Source organism: Kitasatospora sp. NPDC051170 (genome assembly GCF_044455705.1).
GTDB lineage: Bacteria > Actinomycetota > Actinomycetes > Streptomycetales > Streptomycetaceae > Kitasatospora.
In genome coordinates this window covers 22,696-48,695 of record NZ_JBITFA010000003.1, presented here as the reverse complement: position 1 = coordinate 48,695, position 26,000 = coordinate 22,696, and the positions used below count along the sequence as shown (strand labels likewise).

Genomic DNA, 26,000 nt, shown 5'->3' with positions numbered 1-26,000 from the left:
GTGGCCACACCTTACCGGCGGGTAGGGAGGGCGGCCAGGGTGGAGAGCCCCAGGTGTGACGGTCGGTAAGGACCGACCGGTCGGCTTTCTGCTGAATCCGGGTTACCGGGAGCGAGTCGGAGCGCGTAAATATGCCAATGTTGCCGAACCTGCGTCTACTATCCGCCCCTGCCTGCCAGCAAGGCCCCGCCGTTTGTATAGTGTCCGCCAGCAGCCACCGGCTGCACGGCTGGAGCGCCCTCCCTCATAGCTGGACGCCCACTCGCCGTAACTGCCCCACCCGGGTGTCCCACACACACCGGGTGTGACATCGGGACGGATACATGGTGCTGGGGGAGATCCCGACAACCCGCGTGTCCGCGCGACTGCAGCAGTCGCCCGGACACCTCATTCGTGTTGCGCAACAGGTCCACACGCGGTTGTGGTCCGAGCACGTCGGAGCCGATCTCACGGCTCCGCAGTTCGCCGTGCTGCTGGTCCTCGCCCTGGAACCGGGCGCGGACCAGCGGACCGTCGGCGAGCGAGCCTCGCTCGACAAGGCGACGATGGCCGAGATGGTCGCGCGGCTGGTCAGGCGCGGTCTGGTGCTGCGCAGGCGAGACCCGGCCGACGGCCGGCGCAAGTTGCTCGCTCTCTCGCAGAGTGGCGCCCAGGCGGTGCGCGAGGCCACCGGAGGAGTGGTCCGCGTGCAGCGCGTCCTGTTCGAGCCGCTGTCGGCGGAGGAGCAGGTCGAGATCGTGCGGGTGATGGCCAAGATAGCCAGGCTGGAACCCGCCGCGGTCGCCGTCTTCACGGACGCGCGGCCGATACTGGACGCCCAGCGGGCGATCGGCTACCTCATCAGGGTCGGTCAGCAGGTGCACACCAAGCTCTGGTCCGAGCACGTCGGGGCCGAGCTGACCGCACCGCAGTACGCGGTGCTGGACGCCCTGGAACAGGAACCGGGCGCCGACCAGCGCACGGTCGGCGAGCTGGCCTCGCTGGACAAGGCCACCATGGCCGAGATGGTCAGCCGGCTGGTGCGCCGCGGTCTGGTGCAGCGCCGGCGCGACCCCTCGGACGGGCGGCGCAACCTGCTCTCGCTCTCACCGGCGGGACAGGACCTGCTCCACCGCTCGGCCGCCGGCGTGGCCGAGGTCCAGCGGCTGCTGCTCGCCCCGCTGGACGAGGACGAGCACGCGACGGCGCTGGCCCTGATCGCCAAGGCGGCCAGGATTTAGCGGTCGTCGCCTAAATCACAGCCAAAACGATTCGCCAACGTAGTGGAGACTTCCGATCGTTCGGGAATCTTTCGTGGGCGATCGTGACGGCCGTGGTGACCGCGGGTGTCGTCCGGCCGTCGTGACGCCATCACGGCGGCCCGTGACCCACCGAGGACCGCCCGCCCCGACGAGGGGCGGGCGGTCCTCGGCATGAGGGCGTGACGGCCGCTCAGGGCAGGGCCGGGCCCGCACGGGCCACCACAAGGCCCACACAGGCCACAACGGGACCGCACGGGCGCGCGCAGGCCGCTCTGAGGCCCGCTCACGCCCGATCGGGCGTCAGTTCCAGTCGAAGCCCTGCGGGTCCGGACCGATCCGCTTGCCGGTGGCCACGCCGGCGATCGCGGCGAGGTCCTCGGCGTCCAGCTCGAAGCCGGCGACGTCCAGGTTCTCCCGGATGCGCGAGGGGGTGACCGACTTCGGGATGGCGATCACGCCGCTCTGCAGGTGCCAGCGCAGCACCACCTGGGCGACCGTACGGCCGTGCTTCTCGGCGATCTTCACCAGCGCCGGCTCGGCGAGCAGCTCGCCGCCCTGGCCCAGCGGGCTCCACGCCTCGGTGGCGATGCCGTGCTCGGCGTGGAAGGCGCGCAGCTCCTCCTGCGGGAAGTACGGGTGCAGCTCGACCTGGTTCAGCGCCGGGACGACGGAGGACTCGTCCAGCAGACGGGTCAGCTGCTCGGTGCCGAAGTTGGAGACGCCGATCGAGGTGGCCCGGCCGTCGGCCTTGATCCGCTCCAGGGCCTTCCAGACGTTGGCGTAGGTGCCGTGCATCGGGCGCGGCCAGTGGATCAGGTACAGGTCGACGTGGTCGAGGCCGAGCTTCTCGAGCGAGGCGTCGAACTCGCGCAGCACCGCGTCGCGGCCCTGCTCGCCCGACCAGTCGCGGGTGCCGGAGTTCCACAGCTTGGTGGTGATGTACAGGTCGGCGCGGGAGACGGCGCCGGCGGCCAGGGCCTCGGTGACGGCGCGGCCGGTGCCCGTCTCGTTCTCGTAGACGGCGGCGGTGTCGATGGAGCGGTAGCCCGTCTCGATCGCCGTGCGGACGGCGGCGGTGGCCTCCGCGTCCGGGACCTGCCAGACGCCGAAGCCGAGCTGCGGGATCCGGGTGCCGTCGTTGAGGGTGATGCCGGGGATGGTGCTCACGGGGTAGCTGTGCCCTTCTGGGGGTGTCCGGGGGTGCGCGCTTGGGGGTGCGTGCGGATTCCATCGGGGGCAACTGGTGTTCCCCCGGGATTGTTCCCGCCGTTCGAGGGAATCTGCTTCGGCCCGTCAGGCTTTTGACCTGCGCATGAAGGGGCCGGGTTCGGGGCCCGAATCGCCGGAGGAACTTCCGGTGCGTGGCTGGTGGGGCGGAAGTGCTGTGTGGGTTTGGTGTCGATGGGTGGGAAAAACCCCTTGCACTGCTCACAATGCGATTGGCAGTCTCGCGGCCACAGCCTCCTGAGACCCGGGCCCCTTCGCGCCCTGCCCATGCTCACCCGGTGCCCCACCCCGGGATCGATGACGTGCGCCCGCCGCCCCATGCGTTCGGCCGCCGTCCGCCGCTCTCACGACAGAGCTCCCGTACGTCCCAACCTTCCGCATCGGAGTGTCATGCTTCTCACCTCCCTGCCACCGGCCGATCCCGGCCCACCCGACCTGAGCTCGCCCGTCGCCTTCCTGCGCCGCCTCAGGCGCGGCCAGCGGCGCGGGCAGACGCTCGCCACCTGCTGGGCCCTGCTGGAGATGGGCGGCAAGGCCTCGCTGCCGATCCCGCTCGGGCTCGGCGTCCAGGCCGCCGCCGAGGGCGACGCGGCCGGCGTCTGGCGCGCCGCGGGCCTGGTGCTGCTGTTCGCCGTCCTCGGCTCCGCCGGAGCCGTCCTGCTGCACCGTCAGGCCATCTGGAACTGGATCGACGCCGCCTGCCGGGTGCGGCAGTTGGTGGCCCGCCGGGCCTCGGCCGTGGGCGCCGGGCTCTCCCGGCGGATCGCCACCGGCGAGGCCGTCGCCGTCGGCGGCGGGGACGTCGAGCGGATCGCCTGGTACGTCGAGCTGGTCGCCCGGGTGCGGGGCGCGGTGATCACCTGGCTGGCCGTCAGCACCACCGTGCTCCTGGTCGAACCGGGCCTGGGCGTCTGGGTGTTGCTCGGGGTGCCGGTGCTGGCCGTCTCCATGTGGCCGCTGATCGGCCCCTTGGAGCGGCGTTACGAGCGCCAGCGCGCCTACGGCGGCCGGGCCACCGAACTGGCCGCCGACACCGTCGCCGGGCTGCGCGTGCTGCGCGGCATCGGCGGCGAGGCGCTGTTCCTGCAGCGCTACCGCGCCGCCTCCCAGGAGGTGCGCGCCGCCGCCGTCCGCTCCGCCCGCTTCTCCTCCCTGATGCAGACTCAGCAGGTGCTGCTACCGGGCCTGTTCGTGGTCGGCGTCACCTGGTACGGCGCCCGGCTGGTGGCCGACGGGGAGCTGGCCGTCTCGACCCTGATCGCGGTCTACGGCGCCACCGCCTACCTGGCGGCCCCGCTGCGCATCCTCGGCGAGGCCGCCCACGCCTGGAGCGTGGCCCGGGTCTCCGCCGGACGGGTCGTACGGGTGCTCTCGCTCCGGCGCACCGACAGCCCGGGCGACGCCGTGCTGATACGGCCCGAGAAGGGCGACCTGCACGACCCGGAGACCGGACTCACCGCCCGGGCCGGGGAGTTGACCGCCGTGGTCTGCGGGGACCCGGACTTCGCCGGCGTCCTCGCCGAGCGCCTCGGCGGGCACGTCCCCCTCGGCGAGGGCGAGACGCCCCGGCCCTCCGTACGGCTCGGCGGGACGGACCTGGACGCGGTGCCGCTCGCCGAGGCCCGGGAGGCGGTGCTGGTGCAGGACAAGGAGCCGGTGCTGCTCTCCGGCACGCTGGGCGAGCTGTTCGACATCCCCTCCTCGGGGCGGGTGCCGGTGGCCGAAGCCCTGGCCGCCGCCCGCTGCGACGACGTGCTGCACGCCCTCGCGGCCTCGGGCGCCGTCCGCGACGGGGACGCCATGGGCGCCCGGATCGCCGAGCGCGGGCGCTCGCTGTCCGGCGGGCAGCGCCAGCGGCTCGCCCTGGCCCGCTCGGTGCTGGCCGACCCGCCGGTGCTCGTCCTGGACGAGCCCACCAGCGCGGTGGACGCCCACACCGAGTCGCGGATCGCCGCCGGGCTGCGCGGCGTACGGGCCGGGCGCACCACCGTGGTCTTCGCCACCAGCCCGCTGCTGCTCGACCAGGCGGACCGGGTGGTGCTGCTGCGCGGCGGCCGGGCCGTCGCCGCCGGGCGCCACGGCGAGCTGATGCGGGCGGAGCCCGCCTACCGGGCGGTGGTCGCCCGGGAGGACGAACCGGCGTCGGTCAGCGGCGCCCCAGCTGTGAGGAGGATGTCGTGAAGCCGCCCCCGATGCACGAGCAGGAGCCGGCCACCACTCTGCCGGTCGGCTCCCCGGCCGCCGTACGCGGGTACCTGCGGGTGCTCGCCGGGCGCCACCGCCGGGGATTCTCCGCCGTGGTGGGGCTGCACTCGGTCGCCACGCTGGCCGGGCTCGTCGGCCCCTGGGTGCTCGGCACCCTGGTCGAGTCCCTGGCCACCGGCACCACCGAGGCGGCCATCGCCTCGGCCGTCGGCTGGTACCTGGCCGCGCTGCTGGTGCAGGCCGCGTTCACCGGCTGGTCGCGCATGCGCGGCGCCGTCCTCGGCGAACGGGTGCTCGCCGACCTGCGCGAGGACTTCCTGGTCCGCTCGGTCACCCTGCCCACCGGCGTGCTGGAGCGGGCCGGCACCGGGGACCTCGTCTCCCGGGGCACCACCGACATCGACCGGCTGGACAAGTCCGTCCGCGAGGCCCTACCCGAACTCGCCGTCGCGCTCGTCTCCCTGCTGCTCCTGATGGGCGCGCTGCTGGTCACCGCCCCGCCGCTGGCGCTCACCGCGCTCACCGGCCTGCCGCTGCTCGTCCTCGTCACCCGGTGGTACTTCCGGCGCGCGCCGCGGTCCTACCGCAGCGAGTCGGCCGCGCACGCCGAGGTGAGCAACGTCCTGGTCGAGACGGTGGACGCCGGGCGCACCGTCGAGGCGCTGCGCCTGGGCGAGCGGCGCGTACGGCTGATGGACCGCAGGCTCGGCGAGTGGGTCGCCTGGGAGCGGTACACCCTGTGGCTGCGTTCGGTCTGGTTCCCGAGCATCGACGCGGTCTACGCCTCGGCGCTGCTGGCCACCCTCGGCCTGGGCGCCCTGTTCACCCTGCGCGGCTGGATCACCGTGGGTCAGCTGACCTCCGGCGTGCTCTACGTCCAGATGCTGACCGGCCCTGTGGACCTGATCCTGCGCTGGCTCGACGAGCTGCAGATCGGCCAGGCCTCCCTGGCCCGGCTGGTCGGGGTGCAGGAGGTGCCCCGGCACGAGGGGGACGAGGACGCGCGCCCGGACGGCCGCAGGGTCGAGGCCCGGGACGTGCGGTTCGGCTACCGCGAGGGCGTGGACGTGCTGCACGGGATCACCCTGGATGTCGCGCCGGGCAGTCGCGTCGCCCTGGTGGGGCCCTCCGGCGCGGGCAAGTCCACCCTCGGCCGGCTGCTGGCCGGGATCTACGCCCCCGGCCGGGGCAGCGTGACGCTCGGCGGCGCGGCGCTGGCCGATATGCCGGCCGAGCGGGTGCGCGCCGAGGTCGCCCTCGTCAACCAGGAACACCACGTGTTCGTCGGCACCCTGCGGGACAACCTGCGCCTGGCCGCGCCGGGGGCCGACGACACCGAGCTGCGTGCGGCGCTCGACGCGGTGGACGCCGGTGACTGGGCGCACGCCCTGCCGAAGGGCCTGGACACCGAGGTCGGCTCCGGCGGGGCGTCGCTGACGCCGCCGCAGGCGCAGCAGCTCGCCCTGGCCCGGCTGGTGCTGGCCGATCCGCACACCCTCGTGCTGGACGAGGCCACCTCCCTGCTGGACCCGCGGGCCGCCCGGCACCTGGAGCGCTCGCTCTCCAAGGTGCTGGAGGGCCGCACCGTCATCGCCATCGCCCACCGGCTGCACACCGCGCACGACGCGGACGTGATCGCGGTGGTCGAGGCCGGGCGGATCAGCGAGTACGGCAGCCACGCGGAGCTGGTCGCGGCCGGCGGCCCGTACGCGGCGCTGTGGCGCTCCTGGCGGGACGAGAGGTAGGACCCTCGAGTCCGCGGACGGTGCGGCGTCCGCGGGGCTCGCGCGTTCTCACGGGGTTCAAACCTGCGTGGCGGCGGATTGCCCCGTGCGGGTTACTCCTCGCCCCTGGAGGGCGCGTAACCGGGCAAAACGGCGGCAAGGCCCGCAGACTGCTCCGGTGACCAAGACTTCAGACGGCTCGTCCGGTTCCCAGCGCAGCGAGATCGGCGGGATCCCCACCCGGTGGATCGGGATCGGCGTGATCGTGATCCTCGCCGTGTGGTTCCTGTTCGCCAACCTCGACAAGGTGAAGATCCAGTTCTGGGTGTTCACCGTCACGGCGCCGCTGTGGATCGCGCTGCTGGCCACGCTGGTCGCCGGCGCCGTGCTGGGCTGGCTGCTGAAGGGGCGGCGCAACCGGTGACCACGGACCCCGGACCGGCCGCGGCCGGTGCCTCCGCCTTCACGCCGCTGATCGAACTGCGCGGCGTCAACAAGCACTTCGGGGACCTGCACGTGTTGCAGGACATCGAGCTGACCGTGGGCCGCGGCGAGGTCGTCGTCGTCATCGGCCCCTCCGGCTCGGGCAAGTCCACGCTGTGCCGGGCGATCAACCGCCTGGAGCCGATCGAGCGGGGCACCATCCTGATCGACGGCGAGCCGCTGCCCGCGGAGGGCAAGGGGCTGGCGAAGCTGCGCGCCGAGGTCGGCATGGTGTTCCAGTCCTTCAACCTGTTCGCGCACAAGACCGTGCTGCAGAACGTCTCGCTCGCCCAGATCAAGGTGCGCGGGCGGGCCAAGGCCGAGGCGGACACCAAGTCCCGCGCCCTGCTGGAGCGCGTGGGCCTGGCCTCGCAGGCCGACAAGTACCCGGCGCAGCTGTCCGGCGGCCAGCAGCAGCGCGTGGCGATCGCCCGGGCGCTGGCGATGGACCCCAAGGCGCTGCTGTTCGACGAGCCCACCTCGGCCCTCGACCCCGAGATGATCAACGAGGTGCTGGACGTCATGCGCCAACTCGCCCACGAGGGCATGACGATGGTCGTGGTGACCCATGAGATGGGCTTCGCCCGGGCCTCCGCGAACCGGGTGGTGTTCATGGCGGACGGCCGGATCGTCGAGGACCGCGCCCCGGAGGACTTCTTCGGCGCCCCGGAGAGCGAACGCGCCCGGGACTTCCTGTCCAAGATCCTGAAGCACTGAGGCGGGCGCCGTGAACCGTACGAGGACGCCCTCGCGCGCCCGCCCGCTCGCCGCCGCCCTGCTGGCCGCCTCCCTGGTGGCCTCGCTGGCGGCCGGCTGCGGCAAGGCCGGCACCCCGCCGCCCAAGGGCCCGCAGCCCAGCGCCCTGCCCACCTACCAGGTGCAGGACGCCGCGAGGATCACCGGCTCCTCCACGCTGGACGCCGCCCGGAGCCGGGGCCACCTGGTGGTCGGAGCCAAGGAGGACCAGCCGTACCTGGGCCAGAAGAACCCGGCCACCGGCGTGTACTCCGGATTCGACATCGAGATCGCCAAGATGCTCGCCGCCTCGCTCGGCTTCCCGCCCGACAAGGTGCAGTTCAAGACCATCGCCTCGGCCAACCGTGAGACCGCGCTGCAGAACGGCCAGGTGGACTACTACGTCGGCACGTACACCATCAACGACAACCGCAAGAAGCTGGTCGGCTTCGCCGGGCCGTACTTCGTCGCCGGGCAGTCGCTGCTGGTGCGCAAGAACGACAAGGCCATCCACGGGCCGCAGGACCTGAACGGTAAGAAGGTGTGCTCGGCCGCCGGGTCCACGCCCTACCAGCGCATCAAGTCGACCTACCCCGAGGCGCACCTGATCGGCTACGACACCTACTCGGCCTGCGTGGATAACCTGATCACCGACCAGGTCGACGCCGTCACCACCGACAACGCGATCCTGCTCGGCTACGCGGCCAAGGTGCCCGACGAGCTCAAGGTCGTCGGCCCGCTGTTCTCCTCCGAGCCGTACGGCATCGGGACCCCGAAGAACGACACGGTGCTGCGCGGGGCCCTGAACGACGCGCTCGCCGCGCACGAGCAGAACGGCGACTGGAAGAAGGCGTTCGACGCCACCCTCGGGCTGTCCGGGGAGTCCGCGCCCAACCCGCCGCAGATCAACCGGTACTGAGAGGGCCGCGCCGTGAAAACGCTGACCGACAACTGGTCGACCTTCTGGGACGGCTTCCTCGGCACGCTCTCGCTCTTCGCGGTGAGCGGCGTGCTGTCGCTGGTGCTGGGCGTGCTGATCGCGGGCTTCCGGGTCTCGCCGGTGCGCCCGCTGCGGCTGTTCGGGACGGTCTGGGTGACCGTCCTGCGCAACACCCCGCTGACCCTGCTGTTCTTCATCGTGGTGCTGGGCCTGCCGAGGTTCCACATCACGCTGCCCTTCTACACCTTCGCGGTGCTGGCGCTGGGCTGCTACACCTCCGCCTTCGTCTGCGAGGCGATGCGCTCGGGCATCAACACCGTGCCCACCGGTCAGGGCGAGGCGGCGCGCAGCCTCGGCATGAACTTCGGCCAGACGATGGGCCTGGTGGTGCTGCCGCAGGCGTACCGCTCGGTCGTGGCGCCGATCGGCAGCGTGATGATCGCCCTGGCGAAGAACACCGCGATCGCCGGCTCGTTCAGCGTCACCGAACTGCTGGGCACCTACCGGACGATCAACGAGCTGGGCTACAGCATCATCTGGACCTTCTTCTGGATCGCCGTCGGCTACCTGGTCATCACCCTGGCCGTCAGCGCCGTCTTCAACCTGCTGGAACGACGAGTGGCGGTGTCCCGATGACGGTCGAATCCTCGGCCCTGTACGACATCCCCGGCCCGAAGGCGCTGGCCCGCCACCGGCTGTACGGCTCGATCGCGCTGCTGCTGATCGCGGCGCTGATCGGCTGGGTCGTCTACATGCTGTTCCACACCCACCAGTTCACGTACGCCAAGTGGGAGCCCTTCGAGTACCGGGGCGTGCAGGACCTCCTGCTGCGCGGGCTCGGCAACACCCTGCAGGCGTTCGGCTGGACGGTGCTGTTCGCGCTGCCCTTCGGTGCGCTGTTCGCGGCCGGGCGGCTGTCCGACCACCGGGTGGTGCGCTGGTTCTCCGGGCTGGTGGTGGAGTTCTTCCGGGCCATGCCGCTGCTGGTGATGATCTTCTTCGTGTTCGTGGCGCTCAAGGTGCAGCCGCTGTGGGCGCTGGTGGCGGGCCTGGTCCTCTACAACGGCTCGGTGCTGGCCGAGGTGTTCCGGGCCGGCGTGCTCGCCGTGCCCAAGGGGCAGCGAGAGGCCGCGTTCGCGCTGGGCATGCGCAAGACGCAGGTGATGACGTACGTGCTGGTGCCGCAGGCCAACCGGGCGATGCTGCCGGCGATCATCAGCCAGCTGGTGGTGGCGCTCAAGGACACCTCGCTCGGGTTCCTCATCACCTACGAGGAGTTCCTGCACGCGGGCAAGCTGATCGCCACCAACCTGGACTACGACCTGCCGTTCATCCCGGTGGTGATGGTGATCGCGCCGATCTACATCGGCATGTGTCTGCTGCTGTCCTGGCTCGCCCGGTGGGTGGAGCGGCGCAGCCGGCGCAGCCCGAGCATGAAGGGCGGGGCGCCGGTGGTGAAGGCGGGGGTGGCGATGGGGCTGCCGCCCTCGGCGCAGCGGTGAGGCCGCTCCTGGTGGAGATGGTTCGCGGCTGAACCATAGGTGCGGGTGAGGTCGGGGCGGCCACCTCCAAATTCCTCTTATGATTGCCCGGGCCGGCCGGTCACGGGGACCGGTCGCGGACGACCCGACCGGGCGGAGGGGCCATGGAGCCGGTGTTCGACTCGCGGCACATCAGGACGTTCCACGAGGTGGTCCGCGCCGGCTCGTACTCGGCCGCCGCCCGGGAACTCGGCTACACCCAGCCCGCCATCACCCAGCAGATGAAGGCCCTCGAACGCACCGTCGGCGTACCGCTGTTCACCCGCGCCGGACGCGGACTGCGGCTCACCGAGGCCGGCGAGGCCCTCTCCCGGCACGCCGAACTCATCCTCGGCAGCCTCTCCGCCGCCCAGCAGCAGCTCGCCGCCCTCGCCCGGCTGCGCGCCGGGCGGGTGCGGGTGTGCGCCTTCCCCAGCGCCAACGCCACCCTCATACCCGAGGCCATGGCCCGCCTCCTCTCCGAGCACCCCGGTGTGCGCGTCGAACTCCTGGAGGCCGAGCCGCCCGACTCCGTCCAGCGGCTGCTGCGCGGGGAGTGCGACATCGCCCTCGCCTTCCGCTACGCCGGGGCGCCCGGCGAGGTGCCCGAGGGGCTGGACGAGATCCCCCTCATGGAGGACCTGCTCACCGTGCTGCTCCCCGTCGGCCACCCGCTGGGGCGACGGCACGCCGTACGGCTGGCGGACCTCGACGGCGAGCGGTGGATCGCCGGCTGCCCGCGCTGCCGGGCCAACCTGCTGCACGTCTGCGCGGAGGAGGGCTTCGCCCCCGACATCGTCTTCTCCACCGACGACAACCTCGCCGTGCAGAGCCTCGTCGCCGCCGGGGTCGGCATCGCGCTGATGCCCGCGCTGGTGCTCTCCTTCATGTGCCACCGCAAGGTCACCGGGCGGGCCGTCGAGCCGCACCTGCGGCGGCAGGTCAGCGCGTACGTGCTGCGCGAGCACCGGCGCATCCCCGCCACCGCCCTGGTGCTGGACCACCTGCGGCGGGCGGCGGCCAGCCGGGTGGGGTGCTGAGGGGGGCGGGTGTTGAGGGGATCGGGCGGTGAGGGGTCGGGTGCTGAATCCCTGCGGCAACCCATAAGCGGTGATGGGGGTTCGGCTTAGAAACCCTCCTTGGACGTGATAGGTCGTCCAGGCCGAACCTGCTCGCATGACACCCTCAGCGATCGTCGGCAGCGACCGGCTCACCGAGCGGATGACCGCACTCATCGGCGAGATCCGCGCCGTGGTGGACCGGGGCCTGCCGCCGGAACTCACCGCGTACCTCGTCGGCGAACGCCTCGCCCCCCACCTGCGCGCCGAGGCGGACGGGCCCGGCGCGCTGCTCACCCCCGCCCAGTGCGAGGGCGACCCGCAGCGCTACCGCCAGCACGTCCTGCACGCCGAGGAGGACGGCGGCTTCTCCGTCGTCGCCCTGGTGTGGCTGCCCGGGCAGCAGACCCCGATCCACGACCACGTCTCCTGGTGCGTGGCCGGCGTCCACCGCGGCCAGGAGAGCGAGACCCGCTACCGGCTGGTCTCCGACGGCCGCACCGCCCACCTCGTCGAGACCGACCACGTGGCCGGCCCCGCCGGGACGGTCGCCGCCTTCGCCCCGCCCGGGGACATCCACCTGGTGCGCAACGCCTGCACCAGCACCGCCATCTCCATCCACGTGTACGGCGCCGACGTCTCCCGGCTCGGCACCAGCATCCGGCGGGTCTACCGGCTGCCCGCCGACCAGGACCGGTGAGGGGCGGCGTGGCGCCCGGACAAGCACTGGCCGCACCCACCCGGCGCCTCGCGCGCACCCGCGTCCGGGCCCGCTTCCTGCCGCCGATGCGCGGGGACGCGCCCGGGCTGCTGCTCGCCGCGCTCGGGGTCGCCGCCGCGCTCGGCGTGCACGCCGCGGTGCCCGCGGTGCCCAAGCTCACCGCCGCCGTCGTGCTCGGCATGGCGGCCGCGCACCTGCCCGGGCTGCGCCCGGTCGTCAAGGGGGTGGCCCGGTCCGGGCTGTCCACGGCCGGCAAGCGGCTGATGCGGATCGGGATCGTGCTGCTCGGGCTCAAGCTCAGCCTCGGGGACGTCCTCGGCCTCGGCTGGGCGACCGTCGCCATGGTGCTCACCGTCGTCGCGGCCACCTTCGCGGGAACGCTCTGGCTCGGACGGCGCCTCGGGCTGCCCGGGGACCAGCCCCTGCTCGTCGCCACCGGGTACTCGATCTGCGGGGCCTCGGCGATCGGCGCGGTCAGCCAGGCGGCGGGCAGCGACGAGGAGGACGTCGCCGCGTCCGTCGCGCTCGTCACCCTCTGCGGGACGCTGGCGATCGCCGTGCTGCCGCTGCTCCAGCACCCGCTGGGGCTCGGGGAGACGGAGTTCGGGCGCTGGGTCGGCGCGAGCGTGCACGACGTGGGGCAGGTGGTCGCCACCGCGCAGACCGGCGGGGCCGCGGCGCTGCGGGAGGCGGTGCTCGTCAAGCTGATGCGGGTGGTGCTGCTGGCGCCGCTGGTCGCGGGTGTGGCCGTGGCGGTTCGGCGGGGCGTGCGGGCGCGGGGCTCCCGGGAGGCGGGGGAGGAGGGGGAGGCCAAGGGCGGCCGGCCGCCGATCCTGCCGCTGTTCGTGGCCGGGTTCCTGGCGATGATCGTGCTGCGGACCACCGGGGTGCTGCCCGAGCGGGCGCTCGGGCTGGCCGGGGACGCGCAGGAGCTGCTGCTGGCCGCCGCGCTCTTCGGGCTCGGCAGCGCCGTGCACCTGCCGACCATGGCCCGCACCGGTGGGCGGATCGCGCTGCTGGGGCTCGGCTCCTGGGTGGTCGTCGCGGGCGTCTCGTACGCGGGGGTGCTGCTCACCGCCTAGCGAGGGCCCGGCGGTCGGGGCGGCGTGCTCGGCGCCTGGGCTCCGCTATTGTCGGGCGGGTACCCGGTGTCGGGCGGGGTCCGCGTGCGTGATCCGTCCGGTCGGGACGGCCCTGCACCCGAGTTCGCCGAGGAAAACGGATGAGCACCGCACTGCCCGAACGGGACGGCCACGCGGCCGTCGTCACGCTCGACCGGCGGGAGGGACCGTACGGCGAGGTGGTGTTGCGGCAGCGCGGGCGGGACTTCGAGATCATCGCCAACGGCTGCTTCCTGATGGACACGGCGGACGGGCGCTCCGAGCGGCTGCTGATCCAGGCGGCGCTGGACGAGCTGGACCGGACCGGCGCTGCCCGTGAAGGCGGTCCCTCGGTGCTGATCGGGGGGCTGGGCGTCGGCTTCTCGCTCGCGTACGCGGCCGCCGAGCCGCGGTGGGGGCGCATCGCCGTCGTCGAGCGGGAGACGGCGATCATCGACTGGCACCGCGGGGGGCCGCTCGGCGCCTTCTCCGCGGGCGCGCTGGAGGACGCGCGGGTCGAGGTGCTGCACACCGACCTGCTGGAGTACCTGGCGGCCGCCGACGGCGAGCGGTACGACGCGCTGTGCCTGGACATCGACAACGGGCCGGATTGGACGGTCACCGAGTCCAACGACGGGCTCTACGGGGCCGACGGCCTGGCCGTGCTCTGGCACCGGCTGCGGGCGGGCGGGGTGCTGGCGGTGTGGAGCGCGCAGCCGTCCTCGGCCTTCGAGGAGGCGCTGCGGGCGGCCGGGTTCTCGGACGTGGTGACGCACGAGATCCCGGTGAGCCGGGGTGTGCCGGACGTGGTGCACCTGGCGCGGCGGGCGGGCTGAGGGGCGAGGGTCCAGGGCTGACTCGGGTGTGAGGGCGGGGAGTTGAGGTGACGGAGTCCGGATCGTCGGAGGCGCCGGGGTCGCCTTCGGAGCGGATCGCGGCCGAGCTGCGACGGCGGATCGCCGTGGGGGAGCTGGCGCCGGGGGCGCGGGTGCCGTCCACGCGGCGGATCACCCAGGAGTGGGGCGTGGCGATGGCCACCGCGACCAAGGTCCTCAACCGGCTGCGGGAGGAGGGGCTGGTCCGGGCCGTGCCCGGGGTCGGGACGGTGGTGGCCGGGCAGGCCCGTCGGCCAGCCGCGGCGCCGAAGCGGAAGCCGGCTCCGGCGGACGCCGTGAAGGCCGAGGCCGCGGCGCGGCGCGGGGGAGGGGACGGGGAGCTCGGGCCCGATCGGATCGTCCTGGCGGCGATCCGGCTGGCGGACACCGAGGGGCTGGCGGCGCTGTCGATGCGCCGCATCGCGACCGAGCTGGACGTGGCGACGATGTCGCTCTACCGCCATGTGCCGAGCAAGGACGAGCTGTTGAGGCTGATGACGGGCGTCTGCTTCGCCGAGCAGCCGCTGCCCGCCCCGCCGCCGCCCGGGCAGTGGCGGGAGGGGCTGGAGGCGGTCGCCCGGCTCCAGTGGGCGATCTACCGGCGGCACCCGTGGCTGGCGTCCACGATGTCCTTCACCCGGCCGACGCTGGTGGCGGACGCGGCGCTGCACACCGAGCGGTCGTTGGCCGTGCTGGCGGGGCTGGGGCTGAGCGGGGAGGAGATGGCGCAGGCGGCCGTCACCCTGGCGGCCTTCGCCTGCGGGCTGGCCGTCCACTTCGAGCGCGAGGTGCAGGCGGAGCAGGACAGCGGGATGTCGGCGGACGAGTGGATGGACGGCCGGCACGGCGGCGAGGACCACACCGAGCTGATGACGGACACCGAGCGGTTCCCGATGTTCGAATCGCTCCACCGGGGGCCGGAGATCGACATGAGCCTGAACGCGCTGTTCGAGTTCGGGCTGGTGCGGATGCTGGACGGGATCGGGGCGTTGGTCGGGAACCGGGGTGGGGCGGACGGCTGACGGGATTCAGCGGACAGGGTTCAGCGGACAAGGTTCAGCAAACAGATGACGGCTGACAGATGATGAAATCTGTCAGCCGTCATCTGTTGTCTGTCATGTGTTCGCGCGCCGGCGTCCGAGCTCAGCCGAACGGGCGGTGCTCCGGCTCCCGGTCGGCCTCGGGCGCCTCCTCGGGCTCCGGGGCCGCGGCGGGCTTGGCCGGCATGCTCTCCGGGGAGAACGGGTTGAATTCGGGCGGCGGGATCATCACCGGGGTGCCCTTGCGCGGAGGCGCGTCCTCGGACGCCTGCGCGACGGGTTCGGCCTGGGCCGGGATGCGCGGCGGGGTGGAGGGCGGCGGCGGGACGGCCGGGCCGTCGGAGGCGATCCTGGTGCCGAACGGGTCTGGCTTCTGTTCGGCCGCCACCGTCGTGCCGAACGGGTCCGGCGCGGAGGCCGCCGCCACGGCCGCCGGAGCGGCGGCGGCGGTCGGCAGGCTCTCGGGGGCGAAGGGGTTGAAGTCCGGCGGCGGGATCATCACCGGGGTGCCCCTGAGCGCGGGATCCCTCTCGGCGGCCTCCTCGGCCGTCTCCGCAGCCGTCTCCGCAGCCTCTTCCTCCTCGGCGATCGGCGCGAAGGGGTTGAAGTCCACGGGCGGGATCATCACCGGGGTGCCGCCCTGGTCCAGCGGCCTCCCCTCGGGCTCCCCGACCGGCACGGGCGCCTCCACCGGAACCTCGACCGGCACCGCGACCGGAACCGGCGCCACGGCGACGGCCCCCGCCACCGGCACCCCGTCCCAGCCGAACTGAACGCTCTTCAGCAGCTCCGCGAACGCCTCCGTGTACAGCTCCCAGTCCTCCGGCTGCGCCGTCGAGAGCTGCACGCACAGCACCGACCCGCCGTCCGGCAGCGGCACGAACGCCTGGACGGCGGAGGTGACCACCCAGCGCCGCTGCCCGTCCCCGGTCAGCGGTCCGGGCACCGGGACGGTGCGCCCCTCGACCAGGACGGCGGCCGGTCCGGCGGGCAGCAGCACCGTCCACACCTCGGCGTGCCGCCGTACGGTGGCCAGTTCGGTGGCGAGTTCGGTGATCGGCAGCGGGTGCCGGGCGAGGGAGACGACGAGCGCCGCGTCCGTCCGGCGGCCCTCCGACTCCAGGGCGCAGACGCCCGCGTACACGGTGCCGGAGTCCTGCACCACGTCGGTGAGGGTGGCGCAGATCACGGCGAAGTCGCGGCGCTGCTCGCGGCCGGCGGCGGCGAACAACTCCTCGGAGACCTCGGCCAGATGGCCCGTCAGCTCCGCGGCGGCCGCGAGGGTGGCCGGGTCGGTGCCGTCCGCGTCGGTGCGCTGCGCGGGCACCGTACGGGCGGTGGCCCCGGCGGGGCCACCGGGGGAGGTCAGCGGGTGGAAGGCGGGCGGGACGACGAGGCGGACCTCGGTGCCCGCGCCGGTGGGCAGTTCGACCGGCTGGCGGGTCTGCTGACCGGCGGCCAGCGCGGCCAGCGCCGGGGCGAAGGGCGGGCGCAGCTTGGCGTCCGCGAACTCGCCGTTGACGGGCAGGTGGAACAGCGCGGCCGAGGTGGTGCCCCGGTCGGCGATGGCGCCGCGGACGGCTCCGCCCCCGAAGCGGGCGTGCAGGGCGGTGGTCACCCGGTCGGCGAGCCGCGCGCCGGTGCCCGGGCGGGCGGTGCCGGCGGTGACGACCGTGCCGAGCCCGTGCAGGGCGGTGTGCACCGGGCCGTTGGGGGCCAGCGGCAGCCCGAACAGGGCCTCGGCGTCCGGGTGTTGCGTTGTGCGCGGGGTACTCAGCGAGGACGCCGGGTGGCGGGAGGCGTGTTCGTCGAAGAGGGCGTCGGTGAGCGTGCCGAGGGTCGCGCAGACCTGCTCGGCCGCGGCGAAGGGGTTGGCCTCCGCACTGAACTGGACGTCCTGGGTCACCTGGTGAGCCCCCCGCTCTGCTCCGTGCCGTCGGTGGTTCGGTCGTTCGGCTGGGATTCGGCCCGTCGTCCGGTCCCCGCCCATTCCTATCAGAGCGCGCTGCTCCGGCAGAACCGGTGGATCACCCGTTGGGGGATCATGAGCGGATCATGGGGAGTCGGCCGTGGCCTGGGCGGACGATTCACCGCCGGCGGCGGTGTCAGCCCCGGGTTCGGCGGTGGCGAGGGCCGTGACGGCCTCGACGATGCCGGGGACGGCGAGGAGCGCGGCGAGGTCGCGCACCAGCCGTCCGGTGGGCCCGTCGGGGCGCTCGCCGGCGAAGAAGCCGGCCAGTTCGGCGGCGAGCGCGGGCTCCCGGGCGGCGGTGAGGGTGAGGGAGGCGACGAACTCCTGCACCAGGTGCAGCTGCAGTTCCTCCAGCGGCAGCGACCGCTCGCCCAGCCACTCCAGCGAGGTGATCTCGGCGTTGGCGATCCAGGCCCGGACGGTCAGCCGCAGGCCGGGGCTCGGCGCGGGGATCGCCAGGTGGGTGAGGATCTGGTCGTGCGCGGCCCGGCGGACCTCGTCGATCACCGCCGAGGTGCCGGGGCTGGCCGCGACCGACCCGCCGCGCAGCAGCGCCGCGAAGCCGGGCCCGTGGCTCTGCACGAAGTCCAGGTAGCGGCCCATGACCCGGTACAGCCGCTCCGACAGCGGCCCTTCCATCGGCTCCTCGAACCGCGCGGAGAGCTCCCGCCCGGCCCGGCGCAGGGACTCCTCGTACAGGGCCTGCTTGCCGGGGAAGTAGTGGTAGACCAGCGGCCGGGAGGCGCCCGCGGCGGCGGCGATGTCGTCGATCGACACCTCCTCGGGAGGGCGCCTGCTGAACAGCTCCAGCGCGACGGCGATCAGCTGCTCGCGCCGCTCGTCCACGCTGAGGCGCCGGCGCGGCCGGTCGGCGGTCCGCTCGGTGGTCCGGTCGGCGCGGTCGGCCGTCGTCGACGGCGTACGGGAGGCCATGCGCGCCACCCTATAAGGCCGCGCGTTCGAACCCGCCGCCGCAGGCACACCTCGAGGGCTCCTCAGGCGGCCCGGAGCTCCAGGTAGCGCCGGTACGCCTCCAGGCCGTCGGACACGAAGGCCTCCCGGGCGAGGAGGCCGTCCAGCTCCTCGGGCGTGAGCCAGGTGTGCCAGGCCACCTCGGACTCCTGAGGGTGGACGGGGCCGTCCCACTCGGCCTCGTACATGTCGCACCACCAGGAGAGCTTCTCCTCCCGGTACAGGAACTTGAACAGGTGCCTCGGCGCGATGCCGCTCACCCCCAGCTCCTCCTCGGCCTCGCGCACGGACGCCTCGGCGTACGTCTCCCCGGTGCCGACCACGCCGCCGACGAACATGTCGTAGGCGCCGGGGGCGAACAGCTTGGTGTCGGTGCGGCGGTGGACGAAGATCCGGCCGGCCGGGTCGCGGACGAGGACGAAGACGCACCGGTGGGTCAGGCCCAGCCGGTACACCTCCCCGCGGGGGGCGGTTCCGAGGACCCGGTCCTGCTCGTCGACGACGTCCAGTACTTCTTCGGCGGGGTTGCTCATGGGGGACACGTTAGGGTTTCGGAGGCCCGATCAGTACGAAGATCGGGATGTCATGGCGGAATTCGAGGGCAGGGCGGCGCACGGTGGTGCAGATCTGGGGTGACACGGCCGAGGGCTTCGAGCCCGTACGGGAGGCCTTCGCGCGCAACTTCGCCGCGTACGGCGAACTCGGCGCCGCCTTCGCGCTCTACGTGCACGGCCGCAAGGTCGTCGACCTGTGGGGCGGCGACGCCCGGCCCGAGGTCGGCAGCCGGCCCGCGCCCTCGGCGCCCTGGACGGCGGACACCGCCCAGGTGCTGCGTTCCGTCACCAAGGGCCTGACCGCCACCGCCGCCCTGCTGCTCGCCGAGCGCGGGAAGCTGGATCTGGACGCGCCCGTCGCCTCCTACTGGCCCGAGTACGCGGCTGCCGGCAAGGGCGCGACCACGGTGAGCCACCTGCTCTCGCACCAGGCCGGGGTGCCGGCGCTGGACGTGCCGCTGCGTCTGGAGGACGTGCTGACCTGGGAGCCCGCGGCGGCCGCCGTCGCCGCGCAGGCGCCCGCCTGGGAGCCCGGCACCGCGCACGGCTACCACCCGTACACCTTCGGCTGGCTGGTCGGCGAGGTGGTGCGCCGGGTGAGCGGCCGCACCCTCGGGCAGTACCTCGCCGAGGAGGTCGCCCGCCCGCTCGGGCTGGACCTGTGGATCGGGCTGCCGGCCGAGGTGGCGCCGAGGGTCGGCCGGCTGGTCGACCTGCCCGCCCCCGAGGCGGCCCGGACGGGGCCGACCGGGCTGCGGCTGCGCCCCAAGCAGAGCGTCCGGGACGCCTACCGGGACCCGGCCTCGCTGACGGCCCGCTCCTTCGCCTCGGTGCGCGCCCGGGTGGACCTCAACGACCCCGCGGTGCAGGCCGCCGAGATCCCCGGCGCGGGAGGCATCGGTACGGCCCGCTCGCTCGCCCGCTTCTACGCGGCGCTGATCGGCGCGGACGGTTCGGCGGCGCCGCTGCTCGGCGACGAGGTGCTCAAGCGCGCGCTCGGGCCGGTGGTCAGCGGGCCGGACCGGGTGCTGATCGTCAACTCCACGTTCGGGCTTGGCTTCTGGCGCCACGGCCCGACGGCGCCGATGACCTCCCCGGCGGCCTTCGGCCACCCGGGCAGCGGCGGTTCCCTGGGCTTCGCCGACCCGGACCTGGGGGTGGGGTTCGGCTATGTCACCAATGGCATGCAGCCGGGCGTCACCGGGGACCTGCGCTCGCGCGGCCTGATCCGCGCCGTCCGCTCCTGCCTCGGGCTCGACCGGTAGGGCGGGCCGGCGGCGCGTCGGCGGCACATCTGCGCGCATGCCCGATTCATGTGCTTTGATCCCGAAAGTGGGCGATTCGCCCGACGAGCCCGCCGCGGGGAGTGGCGATGGAGCGGGAGACCGGACCGGTCTCCCGCTCCACTCATGCGTCGGCCCGGAAAAGGGTCCGGCGGCGGGCTAGTGCCGCGTCAGGCACTAGAACAGGCCCGTCGGGTCCGCGGAGTAGCTCACCAGCAGGTTCTTGGTCTGCTGGTAGTGCTCCAGCAGCGCCTTGTGGGTCTCGCGGCCGATGCCGGAGTTCTTGTAGCCGCCGAAGGCCGCGTGGGCCGGGTAGGCGTGGTAGCAGTTCGTCCACACCCGGCCGGCCTGGATGGCCCGCCCGGCCCGGTGGGCGGCGTTGACGTCCCGGGTCCACACGCCCGCGCCGAGCCCGTACTGGGTGTCGTTGGCCAGGGCGACGCCCTCCTCGAAGCCGTCGAAGCGGGTGACGGAGACGACCGGGCCGAAGATCTCCTCCTGGAAGACCCGCATGCTGTTGACGCCCTCGAAGACGGTCGGCGTCACGTAGTACCCGCCCGCGAGCGCCCCGCCGAGGTCGGCGCGCTCGCCGCCCGCCAGGACCTTGGCGCCCTCGGCCTGCCCGATCTCGAAGTAGGAGAGGATCTTCTCCAGCTGCTCCACGCTGACCTGGGCGCCGATCTGGGTGTCGGTGTCCAGCGGGTTGCCCTGGCGCAGGGAGCGGACCTTGGCGAGGCCGTCGCCCAGCAGCCGCTCGTAGACCGGGGTCTCGATCAGCGCCCGGCTGGGGCAGGTGCAGACCTCGCCCTGGTTGAGGGCGAACATCGCGAAGCCCTCGACGGACTTGGCGTAGAAGGCGTCGTCCTCGGCGGCGACGTCGGCGAAGAACAGGTTGGGGCTCTTGCCGCCCAGCTCCAGGGTGGCCGGGATCAGGTTCTCGGCGGCGGCGCGGGCGATGAGGCGCCCGGTGCTGGTCTCGCCGGTGAAGGCGAGCTTGCGCACCCGGGGGCTGGCGGCCAGCGGGGCGCCGGCCTCCTCGCCGAAGCCGGTGACGATGTTGACCACGCCGGGCGGCAGCAGGTCGGCGGTGAGCTCGGCGAGCAGCAGCACGGAGGCGGGGGTCTGCTCGGCGGGCTTGAGCACCACCGCGTTGCCGGCCGCGAGGGCGGGGGCGAGCTTCCAGATCGCCATCAGGATCGGGAAGTTCCACGGGATGATCTGGCCGACCACGCCCAGCGGCTCGTGGAAGTGGTAGGCGACGGTGTCCTCGTCCAGCTGGGAGAGGCCGCCCTCCTGGGCGCGCAGCGCGCCGGCGAAGTAGCGCAGGTGGTCGACGGCCAGCGGCAGGTCGGCGGCCAGCGTCTCGCGCACCGGCTTGCCGTTCTCCCAGCTCTCCGCGACGGCCAGCTGTTCGAGGTTGGCCTCGATCCGGTCGGCGACGCGCAGGAGCACCTGGGCGCGCTCGGCGGCGGGCGTGCGCCCCCAGGCGGGCGCGGCGGCGTGGGCGGCGTCGAGGGCGGCCTCGATGTCCTCGGCGGTGCCGCGGGCGACCTCGGTGAAGACCTCGCCGGTGACGGGCGTCGGGTCGCCGAAGTACTCGCCGCGTACGGGCGGGCGCCACTCGCCGCCGATCCAGTGCTCGTAGCGGGGGCGGTAGGCGACGATGCTGTCGGGTGCACCGGGGGGCTGGTAGACCGTCATGCTCAGGTGTCTCCTCGCGACGTCGGGCGCCGCCGGTGGCCGCGAGGGCCCGGCGGCGCGCCGGACCGCGCCCGGTGGGGGGCGGTCCGGCGGGAGGGTGCGGGCTCGTGCGGCGAGCCCCTGGACACGCGTGCGGGTCGGGCGCCCCGAGGGGGCGTCCGCCGCCCTGCACGATAGCCGCCGGGCGGCCGCGCGGCTACGGTCCGTACCTCCCCTCCGTACGGACGGTGCGCGTTCAGGCCGATCGCGGGCGGCCAGGCCGTGAGCCGAAAGACACGGCCTAGGCGGCCTGGTAGCGGCCGGTGCGGGCCTCCCAGCTGAGGTAGCCGGCGAGCCAGGTGATCAGTCCATCCGCGTACCGCTGGGCGATGGCGCGCTCGATCCGCGAGAGGCCCAGCTCGGCGTAGACGTCGGGCAGGGACTCGTGCAGCGCGCGGCAGCGCTCGACCATCAGCTGGGCCTCGTCGAGGACCAGCGCGCACGCCTCCTCGGCCGAGCAGCGGCGTTCGCGCTGGACGATGATCACGAGGTTGTACACGTCGCCGCGCGGGGCCTCCAGCGGGAAGGAGCGCACGTCGTTGCTCAGCGAGGGTATGTCGGCGGCGAGTTGGCGCAGCTGGCGCAGGACGGGGTGGTGCAGCACGGCGGCGGGGACCTCGAAGCGGCCGAGGCGCTCGACCATGTCGAAGACCGTCTCCATCGCGGCGGTGCCCCGGCGCAGGACGAGGTAACCGTCCCGGTCCGGCGGGCGGTTGGAGATGCGGCCGGCGGCCTCGGCGGGGTGGCTGGCGAAGTACCACTCCCAGTTGTAGGCGGCGCGGGCCTGCCAGCGGGCGGACATGCCCTGGACGCTGCGCGTCCACAGGTCGGCGAAGGCGGTCTCGACGGGGGAGGACTGCTCGGGCGGCGCGCCGTGCAGGATGGCGATGAGCCGTTCGCAGATCGGCGCGACCTCGCTGGGGCGTCTGCCGAGCGGGCCGTCGAACTGGTCGTCGAACAGGAAGTAGAAGCCCATGAGGTCGGCTCCCAGGGCGACGTCGTCCGGGCCGGCGTCGGGGTAGCCCAGCGCGGCCAGGTCGACGACCTCCCAGTGGGCGTAGCCGGGGTGGTCGGCGTCGGGGAGCAGGGGGTGGCGGGTCAGCCAGTCCCGGTGCAGGCCGGCGGCGTAGGGGCCGTGCAGGCTGCGGCGGTACGGGAACGGAATCTGAAGTGAGGTGTCGTCAGACATCGGACTCCCGGTGCGGCGGATGGTGGGGGTGTCGGGTGTTCGGGCACTGAGGGTGGGGGAGTTGACGGTGCGGGCGCCTTCGGGGAGGGTGAGAGCACAAGATCATCCGCACCTCGCGGGCCGTAGGGTATCGGATGTAATGATCGGACGTTAGGGATATAGGGCAATTGCCCCTGGCAAGCCGTTCGAACCCTCCCCGTCCGTCCCAGCCTGCGCGAATGCCCCACGGCGGACCGTACGCAGCGCTAACCTCTGCTGCACGAGCAGTGATGGAACCGTGAGGTAAGCGGGCGAGGCGGAGGCGCGACGGTGACCGAGCAGGACAACGAACTCCGGGCGGGGACCGCTCCCGGCCAAGGGGGCGACGCCACCGCGCCACGCGTCAGGCTCCGCGACCGCGACTCCGAACTGCGCTCCGTGGACGCCGCCGTGGACCGCCTCTGCCGCGAATTCGCCGCCGGCGGCACCGAGATCGGCGACCTGCTCGCCTTCACCGGCCGCCCCGGCATCGGCAAGACCAGCCTCCTGCACGAGGTCCGACGCATCGCCAGGCTCCGCGAGGGCGCCACCGTCCTGTTCGCCCGCGGCGGCGAACGCCAGTTCAAGGAGCCCTACCACGTCCTGCGCCAGCTCCTCCAGCCCGTCCTGACCACCCTCGCGGACGACGAGTTCCGCCAGGTCATGGGCACCTGGGAGGAGGTCGTCGGACCGGCCATGGGCCTCAAGCAGCCCAAGGCCGGCGCCCGCCGCCTCGACCCCCAGGGCGTGCGCGACGGCCTCGACTACGTCATCACCCAGCTCGCCCCGCGCCGCGCCCCCATGGTGATGATCGTCGACGACCTGCACTGGGCCGACGCCGAATCCCTCGCCTGGCTCACCAAGTTCGCCGTCCGCTCCGGCGAACTGCCCGTCCTGCTCGTCTTCGCCTTCCGCGAGGACGAGAACGACTGGCCCGGCGAGACCCACCAACTGCGCCGCGAGGTCACGGGCCTGCGCGGGCGCAAGCACGAGCTCAACCGCCTCAACCTCGGCTCCGTCACCGACATGATCCGCTCCGAACTCGGCGACAAGGCCGAGGACGCCTTCTGCTACGAGTTCTGGAACGTCGTCAACGGCAACCCCTACGAGGTCGTCGCCCTCCTCGACCAGGTCCGCGACCAGGACCTCGAACCCGTCGAGGAGAACTCCCGCCAACTGCGCGAACTCGCCGTCGACGCCACCGGGATGACCCTCAAGTCCTGGCTCGACCGCCTCGGCGCCGCCACCCTGCGCTTCGCCTGGGCCTGCGCCATGCTCGGCACCGACGTGCGCGTCGACCTCGCCACCCGCATCTCCACCCTCAGCACCGAGGGCGCCCGCGAGGCCATCAAGCAGCTGCGCAAACAGCGCGTCCTCACCCAGAGCCCCAACGGCACCCTGGAGTTCGTCCACCCGCTGATCGCCAGCTCCATCTACAACACCATGCCCGACGCCACCCGTCTGGGCATGCACGGCATCGCCGCCGCCGAGATCGAGAACGCCGGACTCGGCCTGCTCGCCGCCTCCCGCCACCTCGTCGAGACCCACTCCGGCGAGGGCGACGACCGCATCGTCAAGAAACTGCGCCGCGCCGCCGTCGAACACCAGCTCATCGGCGCCCCCGAGGCCGCCCAGCGTTGCCTGCACCGCGCCCTCAACGAGCCGCCCGCCGACGAGATCAAGGCCGAGGTGCTCTACGAGCTCGGCTGCTCCGCCCTGCTCACCGACCCCGTCGCCACCGTCAACCAGCTCAAGCTCGCCCTCGACCCCGACGAGGGCCCGCTGCGCCCCGAACTGCGCGTCGACGCCACCTTCCGCCTCTCCGAGGTGCTCGCCCACAGCGGCGAACTCGGCCAGGCCGCCCTGGTCTGCCAGCAGGAGGCCGAGCTGACCCTCGACCCGGCCGGGCGCCAGCGGCTGCTGGCCGCCTCCTTCATGTGGCACGCCTTCCGCAAGTCCGAGACCGACGGCCCCGGCCGCTCCCTGCGCCTGGAACGGATGTGCCGCGGCCTGAGCGGCCGGGACGCCTCCGACCGGGCCGTCCTCGCGATGCGCGCCTGGGACCTCACCCTGCGCGGCGAGTCCTCCGTCGAGGCGCTCGCCCTCGCCGACGAGGTCCTCGACGGCGGCCGCCTGCCCAAGGGCCTCGGCTGGACCGACACCGCCTGGGGCTTCGAACTGCCCGCCATGCTCGGCCTCACCTACATCTACAACGACCGCATCGCCCAGGCCGAACGCCTGGCCGCCGACGCCATCATCCAGTTCGAGATCGCCGGCTGGAGCGGCGCCCACCGCGGCTTCGCCTACTTCCTCATGGGCCTGGCCCGCTTCCGCCGGGGCCTGCTCGCCGAGGCCGAGGACTTCCTGCGCCGCGCGCTGCGCATCTCCAACCGGATCGGGGAGCGCCTGCCGCTGGCCTGGGACGCCGTCGGCGTCCTGGTGGACACCCTCATCGCCCGCGGCCGGATCTCCGAGGCCTCGGACCTGGCGGACGGCTTCGGCTTCCACCCGCCCTACCACGACACCGCGATGGTCCTGCCCGACGCCGCCTCGCTGTACGGCAAGCTGCTCGTCGCCAAGGAGCGCTACGCGGGCGCCGCCGCGGCCCTCACCGAGGCGGGCGGCCAGCTGGAGGTGCGCGGCTGGCACAACACCGTCTGGGCGCCCTGGGCCGGCCACCTCGCCGTCGCGATCGCCGGCGACGAACCCGAGCGTGCCCGCACGTACGCCCAGAAGGCCGTCGCGGACGCCCGTAAGTTCGGCACCGCCTCGGCGATCGGCAGCGCGCTGCGGCTGCACGCCGCCATCGAGGACGGCCAGACGGCGGTCGACCTGCTGGAGAAGGCGGTGGGCCACCTCGGGCAGTCCCCGGCCGGCTACGAGCACGCCGTCGCCCTGGTCGACCTCGGCGCCGCGCTGCGCCGCGTCGGGCGTCTGGAGGACGCCCAGGAGTACCTGTACCAGGGCATCGAGCTGGCCCAGCACTGCTCGGCGGAGGGCCTCGTCGACCGGGCCCGGCGCGAGCTCGCCAACTACGGCCTGCGGCCCAACCGGCTCGGGCCGCGCGATCTCGGCGAGACCCTGGAGACGCTCAGCAACCCGGAGTGGGAGGTCGCCAAGCTGGTGGTGCAGGGCGTGCCGCCGCAGCGGATCGCCGACGAGCTGGGCGTCCCCCTGAGCCTGGTCAACCGCCGCCTCGCCGCCGTCTACCGCAAGGCGGGCAGCGGGCCGGACGGCCTCGCCTCGGCGCTGGGCCTGCCCCAGCAGCACCGCCGGGAGGACGGGCAGGGCTGACGGGCAGGGCTGACGGCTCGCCGCTCCCGGCCCGCGGGGGCGGCGGGTGGTGGTGACCGGGCGGCGCGCGAGTGCGCGGAAGCGCCCCCGGGGCCGCCACGATCGCTAG

The 26,000-nt window shown here is 73.5% G+C and carries 21 protein-coding genes; 15 read left to right on the top strand and 6 right to left on the bottom strand.

Features of this window, described 5'->3' with window-relative positions; translation table 11 throughout:
• The first annotated feature begins 419 nt into the window (after positions 1–419).
• On the top strand, positions 420–1,220 hold the full coding sequence (locus tag ACIBCA_RS07290; protein ID WP_234327222.1) for a MarR family winged helix-turn-helix transcriptional regulator: 801 nt from the start codon (positions 420–422) through the stop codon (positions 1,218–1,220).
• Positions 1,221–1,541: 321 nt separating this feature from the next.
• Here ACIBCA_RS07290 and ACIBCA_RS07285 read toward each other — a convergent pair whose 3' ends face one another.
• Entirely contained in the window at positions 1,542–2,408 is an 867-nt protein-coding gene (locus ACIBCA_RS07285) for an aldo/keto reductase (RefSeq protein WP_396281858.1), read from the bottom strand.
• A gap of 450 nt (positions 2,409–2,858) precedes the next feature.
• On the opposite strand from ACIBCA_RS07285, the gene ACIBCA_RS07280 reads away from it, so the two are divergent.
• The 12 genes from ACIBCA_RS07280 to ACIBCA_RS07225 all read left to right on the top strand — a co-directional run bounded on the left by ACIBCA_RS07280 (position 2,859) and on the right by ACIBCA_RS07225 (position 14,851).
• The gene (locus ACIBCA_RS07280) at positions 2,859–4,649 is read left to right on the top strand and encodes an ABC transporter transmembrane domain-containing protein (RefSeq protein WP_396281857.1); all 1,791 of its coding nucleotides are present in this window, start codon (positions 2,859–2,861) and stop codon (positions 4,647–4,649) included.
• 11 nt (positions 4,650–4,660) lie between these two features.
• The gene (locus ACIBCA_RS07275; protein WP_396282381.1) at positions 4,661–6,418 is read left to right on the top strand and encodes an ABC transporter ATP-binding protein; all 1,758 of its coding nucleotides are present in this window, start codon (positions 4,661–4,663) and stop codon (positions 6,416–6,418) included.
• Between the two features lie 157 nt (positions 6,419–6,575).
• The gene (locus ACIBCA_RS07270; protein WP_396281856.1) at positions 6,576–6,821 is read left to right on the top strand and encodes a lipopolysaccharide assembly protein LapA domain-containing protein; all 246 of its coding nucleotides are present in this window, start codon (positions 6,576–6,578) and stop codon (positions 6,819–6,821) included.
• Between the two features lie 47 nt (positions 6,822–6,868).
• Complete coding sequence (locus ACIBCA_RS07265) at positions 6,869–7,597, top strand: amino acid ABC transporter ATP-binding protein (RefSeq protein WP_396282380.1); 729 nt, start codon at positions 6,869–6,871, stop codon at positions 7,595–7,597.
• 10 nt (positions 7,598–7,607) lie between these two features.
• Positions 7,608–8,534 (top strand): glutamate ABC transporter substrate-binding protein, encoded by a 927-nt coding sequence (locus ACIBCA_RS07260; protein WP_396281855.1) that lies wholly within the window; start codon positions 7,608–7,610, stop codon positions 8,532–8,534.
• 12 nt (positions 8,535–8,546) lie between these two features.
• Positions 8,547–9,191: an amino acid ABC transporter permease gene (locus tag ACIBCA_RS07255; protein WP_396281854.1), complete on the top strand. Its 645-nt coding sequence runs from the start codon at positions 8,547–8,549 to the stop codon at positions 9,189–9,191.
• Positions 9,188–10,057, top strand: a complete 870-nt coding sequence (locus tag ACIBCA_RS07250) for an amino acid ABC transporter permease (RefSeq protein WP_396281853.1) — start codon at positions 9,188–9,190, stop codon at positions 10,055–10,057. Before ACIBCA_RS07255 ends, ACIBCA_RS07250 begins: the two co-directional genes overlap by 4 nt.
• A gap of 152 nt (positions 10,058–10,209) precedes the next feature.
• Positions 10,210–11,115 carry a LysR family transcriptional regulator gene (locus ACIBCA_RS07245; protein WP_396282379.1) on the top strand — a complete coding sequence of 302 codons (906 nt, stop codon included), beginning with the start codon at positions 10,210–10,212 and terminating at the stop codon, positions 11,113–11,115.
• 136 nt (positions 11,116–11,251) lie between these two features.
• On the top strand, positions 11,252–11,833 hold the full coding sequence (locus ACIBCA_RS07240; protein WP_396281852.1) for a cysteine dioxygenase: 582 nt from the start codon (positions 11,252–11,254) through the stop codon (positions 11,831–11,833).
• Positions 11,834–11,919: 86 nt separating this feature from the next.
• Positions 11,920–12,936 (top strand): YeiH family protein, encoded by a 1,017-nt coding sequence (locus ACIBCA_RS07235; protein WP_396282378.1) that lies wholly within the window; start codon positions 11,920–11,922, stop codon positions 12,934–12,936.
• A 140-nt stretch (positions 12,937–13,076) separates the two neighbouring features.
• Complete coding sequence (locus ACIBCA_RS07230; protein ID WP_396281851.1) at positions 13,077–13,790, top strand: spermidine synthase; 714 nt, start codon at positions 13,077–13,079, stop codon at positions 13,788–13,790.
• A 47-nt stretch (positions 13,791–13,837) separates the two neighbouring features.
• A complete protein-coding gene (locus ACIBCA_RS07225; RefSeq protein ID WP_396281850.1) occupies positions 13,838–14,851 on the top strand; it encodes a TetR/AcrR family transcriptional regulator C-terminal domain-containing protein in 1,014 nt (337 codons plus the stop codon).
• Positions 14,852–14,972: 121 nt separating this feature from the next.
• On the opposite strand, the gene ACIBCA_RS07220 is transcribed toward ACIBCA_RS07225, so the two are convergent.
• The 3 genes from ACIBCA_RS07220 to ACIBCA_RS07210 all read right to left on the bottom strand — a co-directional run bounded on the left by ACIBCA_RS07220 (position 14,973) and on the right by ACIBCA_RS07210 (position 18,346).
• Positions 14,973–16,775, bottom strand: a complete 1,803-nt coding sequence (locus ACIBCA_RS07220; protein WP_396281849.1) for a hypothetical protein — start codon at positions 16,773–16,775, stop codon at positions 14,973–14,975.
• Between the two features lie 147 nt (positions 16,776–16,922).
• Positions 16,923–17,774 carry a TetR/AcrR family transcriptional regulator gene (locus tag ACIBCA_RS07215; protein ID WP_396281848.1) on the bottom strand — a complete coding sequence of 284 codons (852 nt, stop codon included), beginning with the start codon at positions 17,772–17,774 and terminating at the stop codon, positions 16,923–16,925.
• A gap of 62 nt (positions 17,775–17,836) precedes the next feature.
• Positions 17,837–18,346 (bottom strand): NUDIX hydrolase, encoded by a 510-nt coding sequence (locus tag ACIBCA_RS07210; protein WP_396281847.1) that lies wholly within the window; start codon positions 18,344–18,346, stop codon positions 17,837–17,839.
• Between the two features lie 83 nt (positions 18,347–18,429).
• Here ACIBCA_RS07210 and ACIBCA_RS07205 point away from each other — a divergent pair, with 83 nt between their 5' ends.
• On the top strand, positions 18,430–19,632 hold the full coding sequence (locus tag ACIBCA_RS07205; protein ID WP_396281846.1) for a serine hydrolase domain-containing protein: 1,203 nt from the start codon (positions 18,430–18,432) through the stop codon (positions 19,630–19,632).
• Between the two features lie 195 nt (positions 19,633–19,827).
• Here ACIBCA_RS07205 and ACIBCA_RS07200 read toward each other — a convergent pair whose 3' ends face one another.
• Entirely contained in the window at positions 19,828–21,351 is a 1,524-nt protein-coding gene (locus ACIBCA_RS07200) for an aldehyde dehydrogenase family protein (protein ID WP_396281845.1), read from the bottom strand.
• Between the two features lie 280 nt (positions 21,352–21,631).
• A complete protein-coding gene (locus ACIBCA_RS07195) occupies positions 21,632–22,579 on the bottom strand; it encodes a terpene cyclase (protein WP_396281844.1) in 948 nt (315 codons plus the stop codon).
• A gap of 309 nt (positions 22,580–22,888) precedes the next feature.
• Between ACIBCA_RS07195 and ACIBCA_RS07190 the strand changes: the two genes are divergently transcribed.
• Positions 22,889–25,891 carry an ATP-binding protein gene (locus ACIBCA_RS07190; protein WP_396281843.1) on the top strand — a complete coding sequence of 1,001 codons (3,003 nt, stop codon included), beginning with the start codon at positions 22,889–22,891 and terminating at the stop codon, positions 25,889–25,891.
• The last annotated feature ends 109 nt before the right edge of the window (positions 25,892–26,000 follow it).

Coding starts and splice junctions, on each gene's coding strand:
- ACIBCA_RS07280 (WP_396281857.1), top strand. CDS start 2,859: ATGCTTCTCACCTCCCTGCCACCGGCCGATCCCGGCCCACCCGACCTG.
- ACIBCA_RS07275 (WP_396282381.1), top strand. CDS start 4,661: ATGCACGAGCAGGAGCCGGCCACCACTCTGCCGGTCGGCTCCCCGGCC.
- ACIBCA_RS07250 (WP_396281853.1), top strand. CDS start 9,188: ATGACGGTCGAATCCTCGGCCCTGTACGACATCCCCGGCCCGAAGGCG.
- ACIBCA_RS07240 (WP_396281852.1), top strand. CDS start 11,252: ATGACACCCTCAGCGATCGTCGGCAGCGACCGGCTCACCGAGCGGATG.
- ACIBCA_RS07235 (WP_396282378.1), top strand. CDS start 11,920: ATGCGCGGGGACGCGCCCGGGCTGCTGCTCGCCGCGCTCGGGGTCGCC.
- ACIBCA_RS07230 (WP_396281851.1), top strand. CDS start 13,077: ATGAGCACCGCACTGCCCGAACGGGACGGCCACGCGGCCGTCGTCACG.
- ACIBCA_RS07215 (WP_396281848.1), bottom strand. CDS start 17,774: ATGGCCTCCCGTACGCCGTCGACGACGGCCGACCGCGCCGACCGGACC.
- ACIBCA_RS07210 (WP_396281847.1), bottom strand. CDS start 18,346: ATGAGCAACCCCGCCGAAGAAGTACTGGACGTCGTCGACGAGCAGGAC.
- ACIBCA_RS07200 (WP_396281845.1), bottom strand. CDS start 21,351: ATGACGGTCTACCAGCCCCCCGGTGCACCCGACAGCATCGTCGCCTAC.
- ACIBCA_RS07195 (WP_396281844.1), bottom strand. CDS start 22,579: ATGTCTGACGACACCTCACTTCAGATTCCGTTCCCGTACCGCCGCAGC.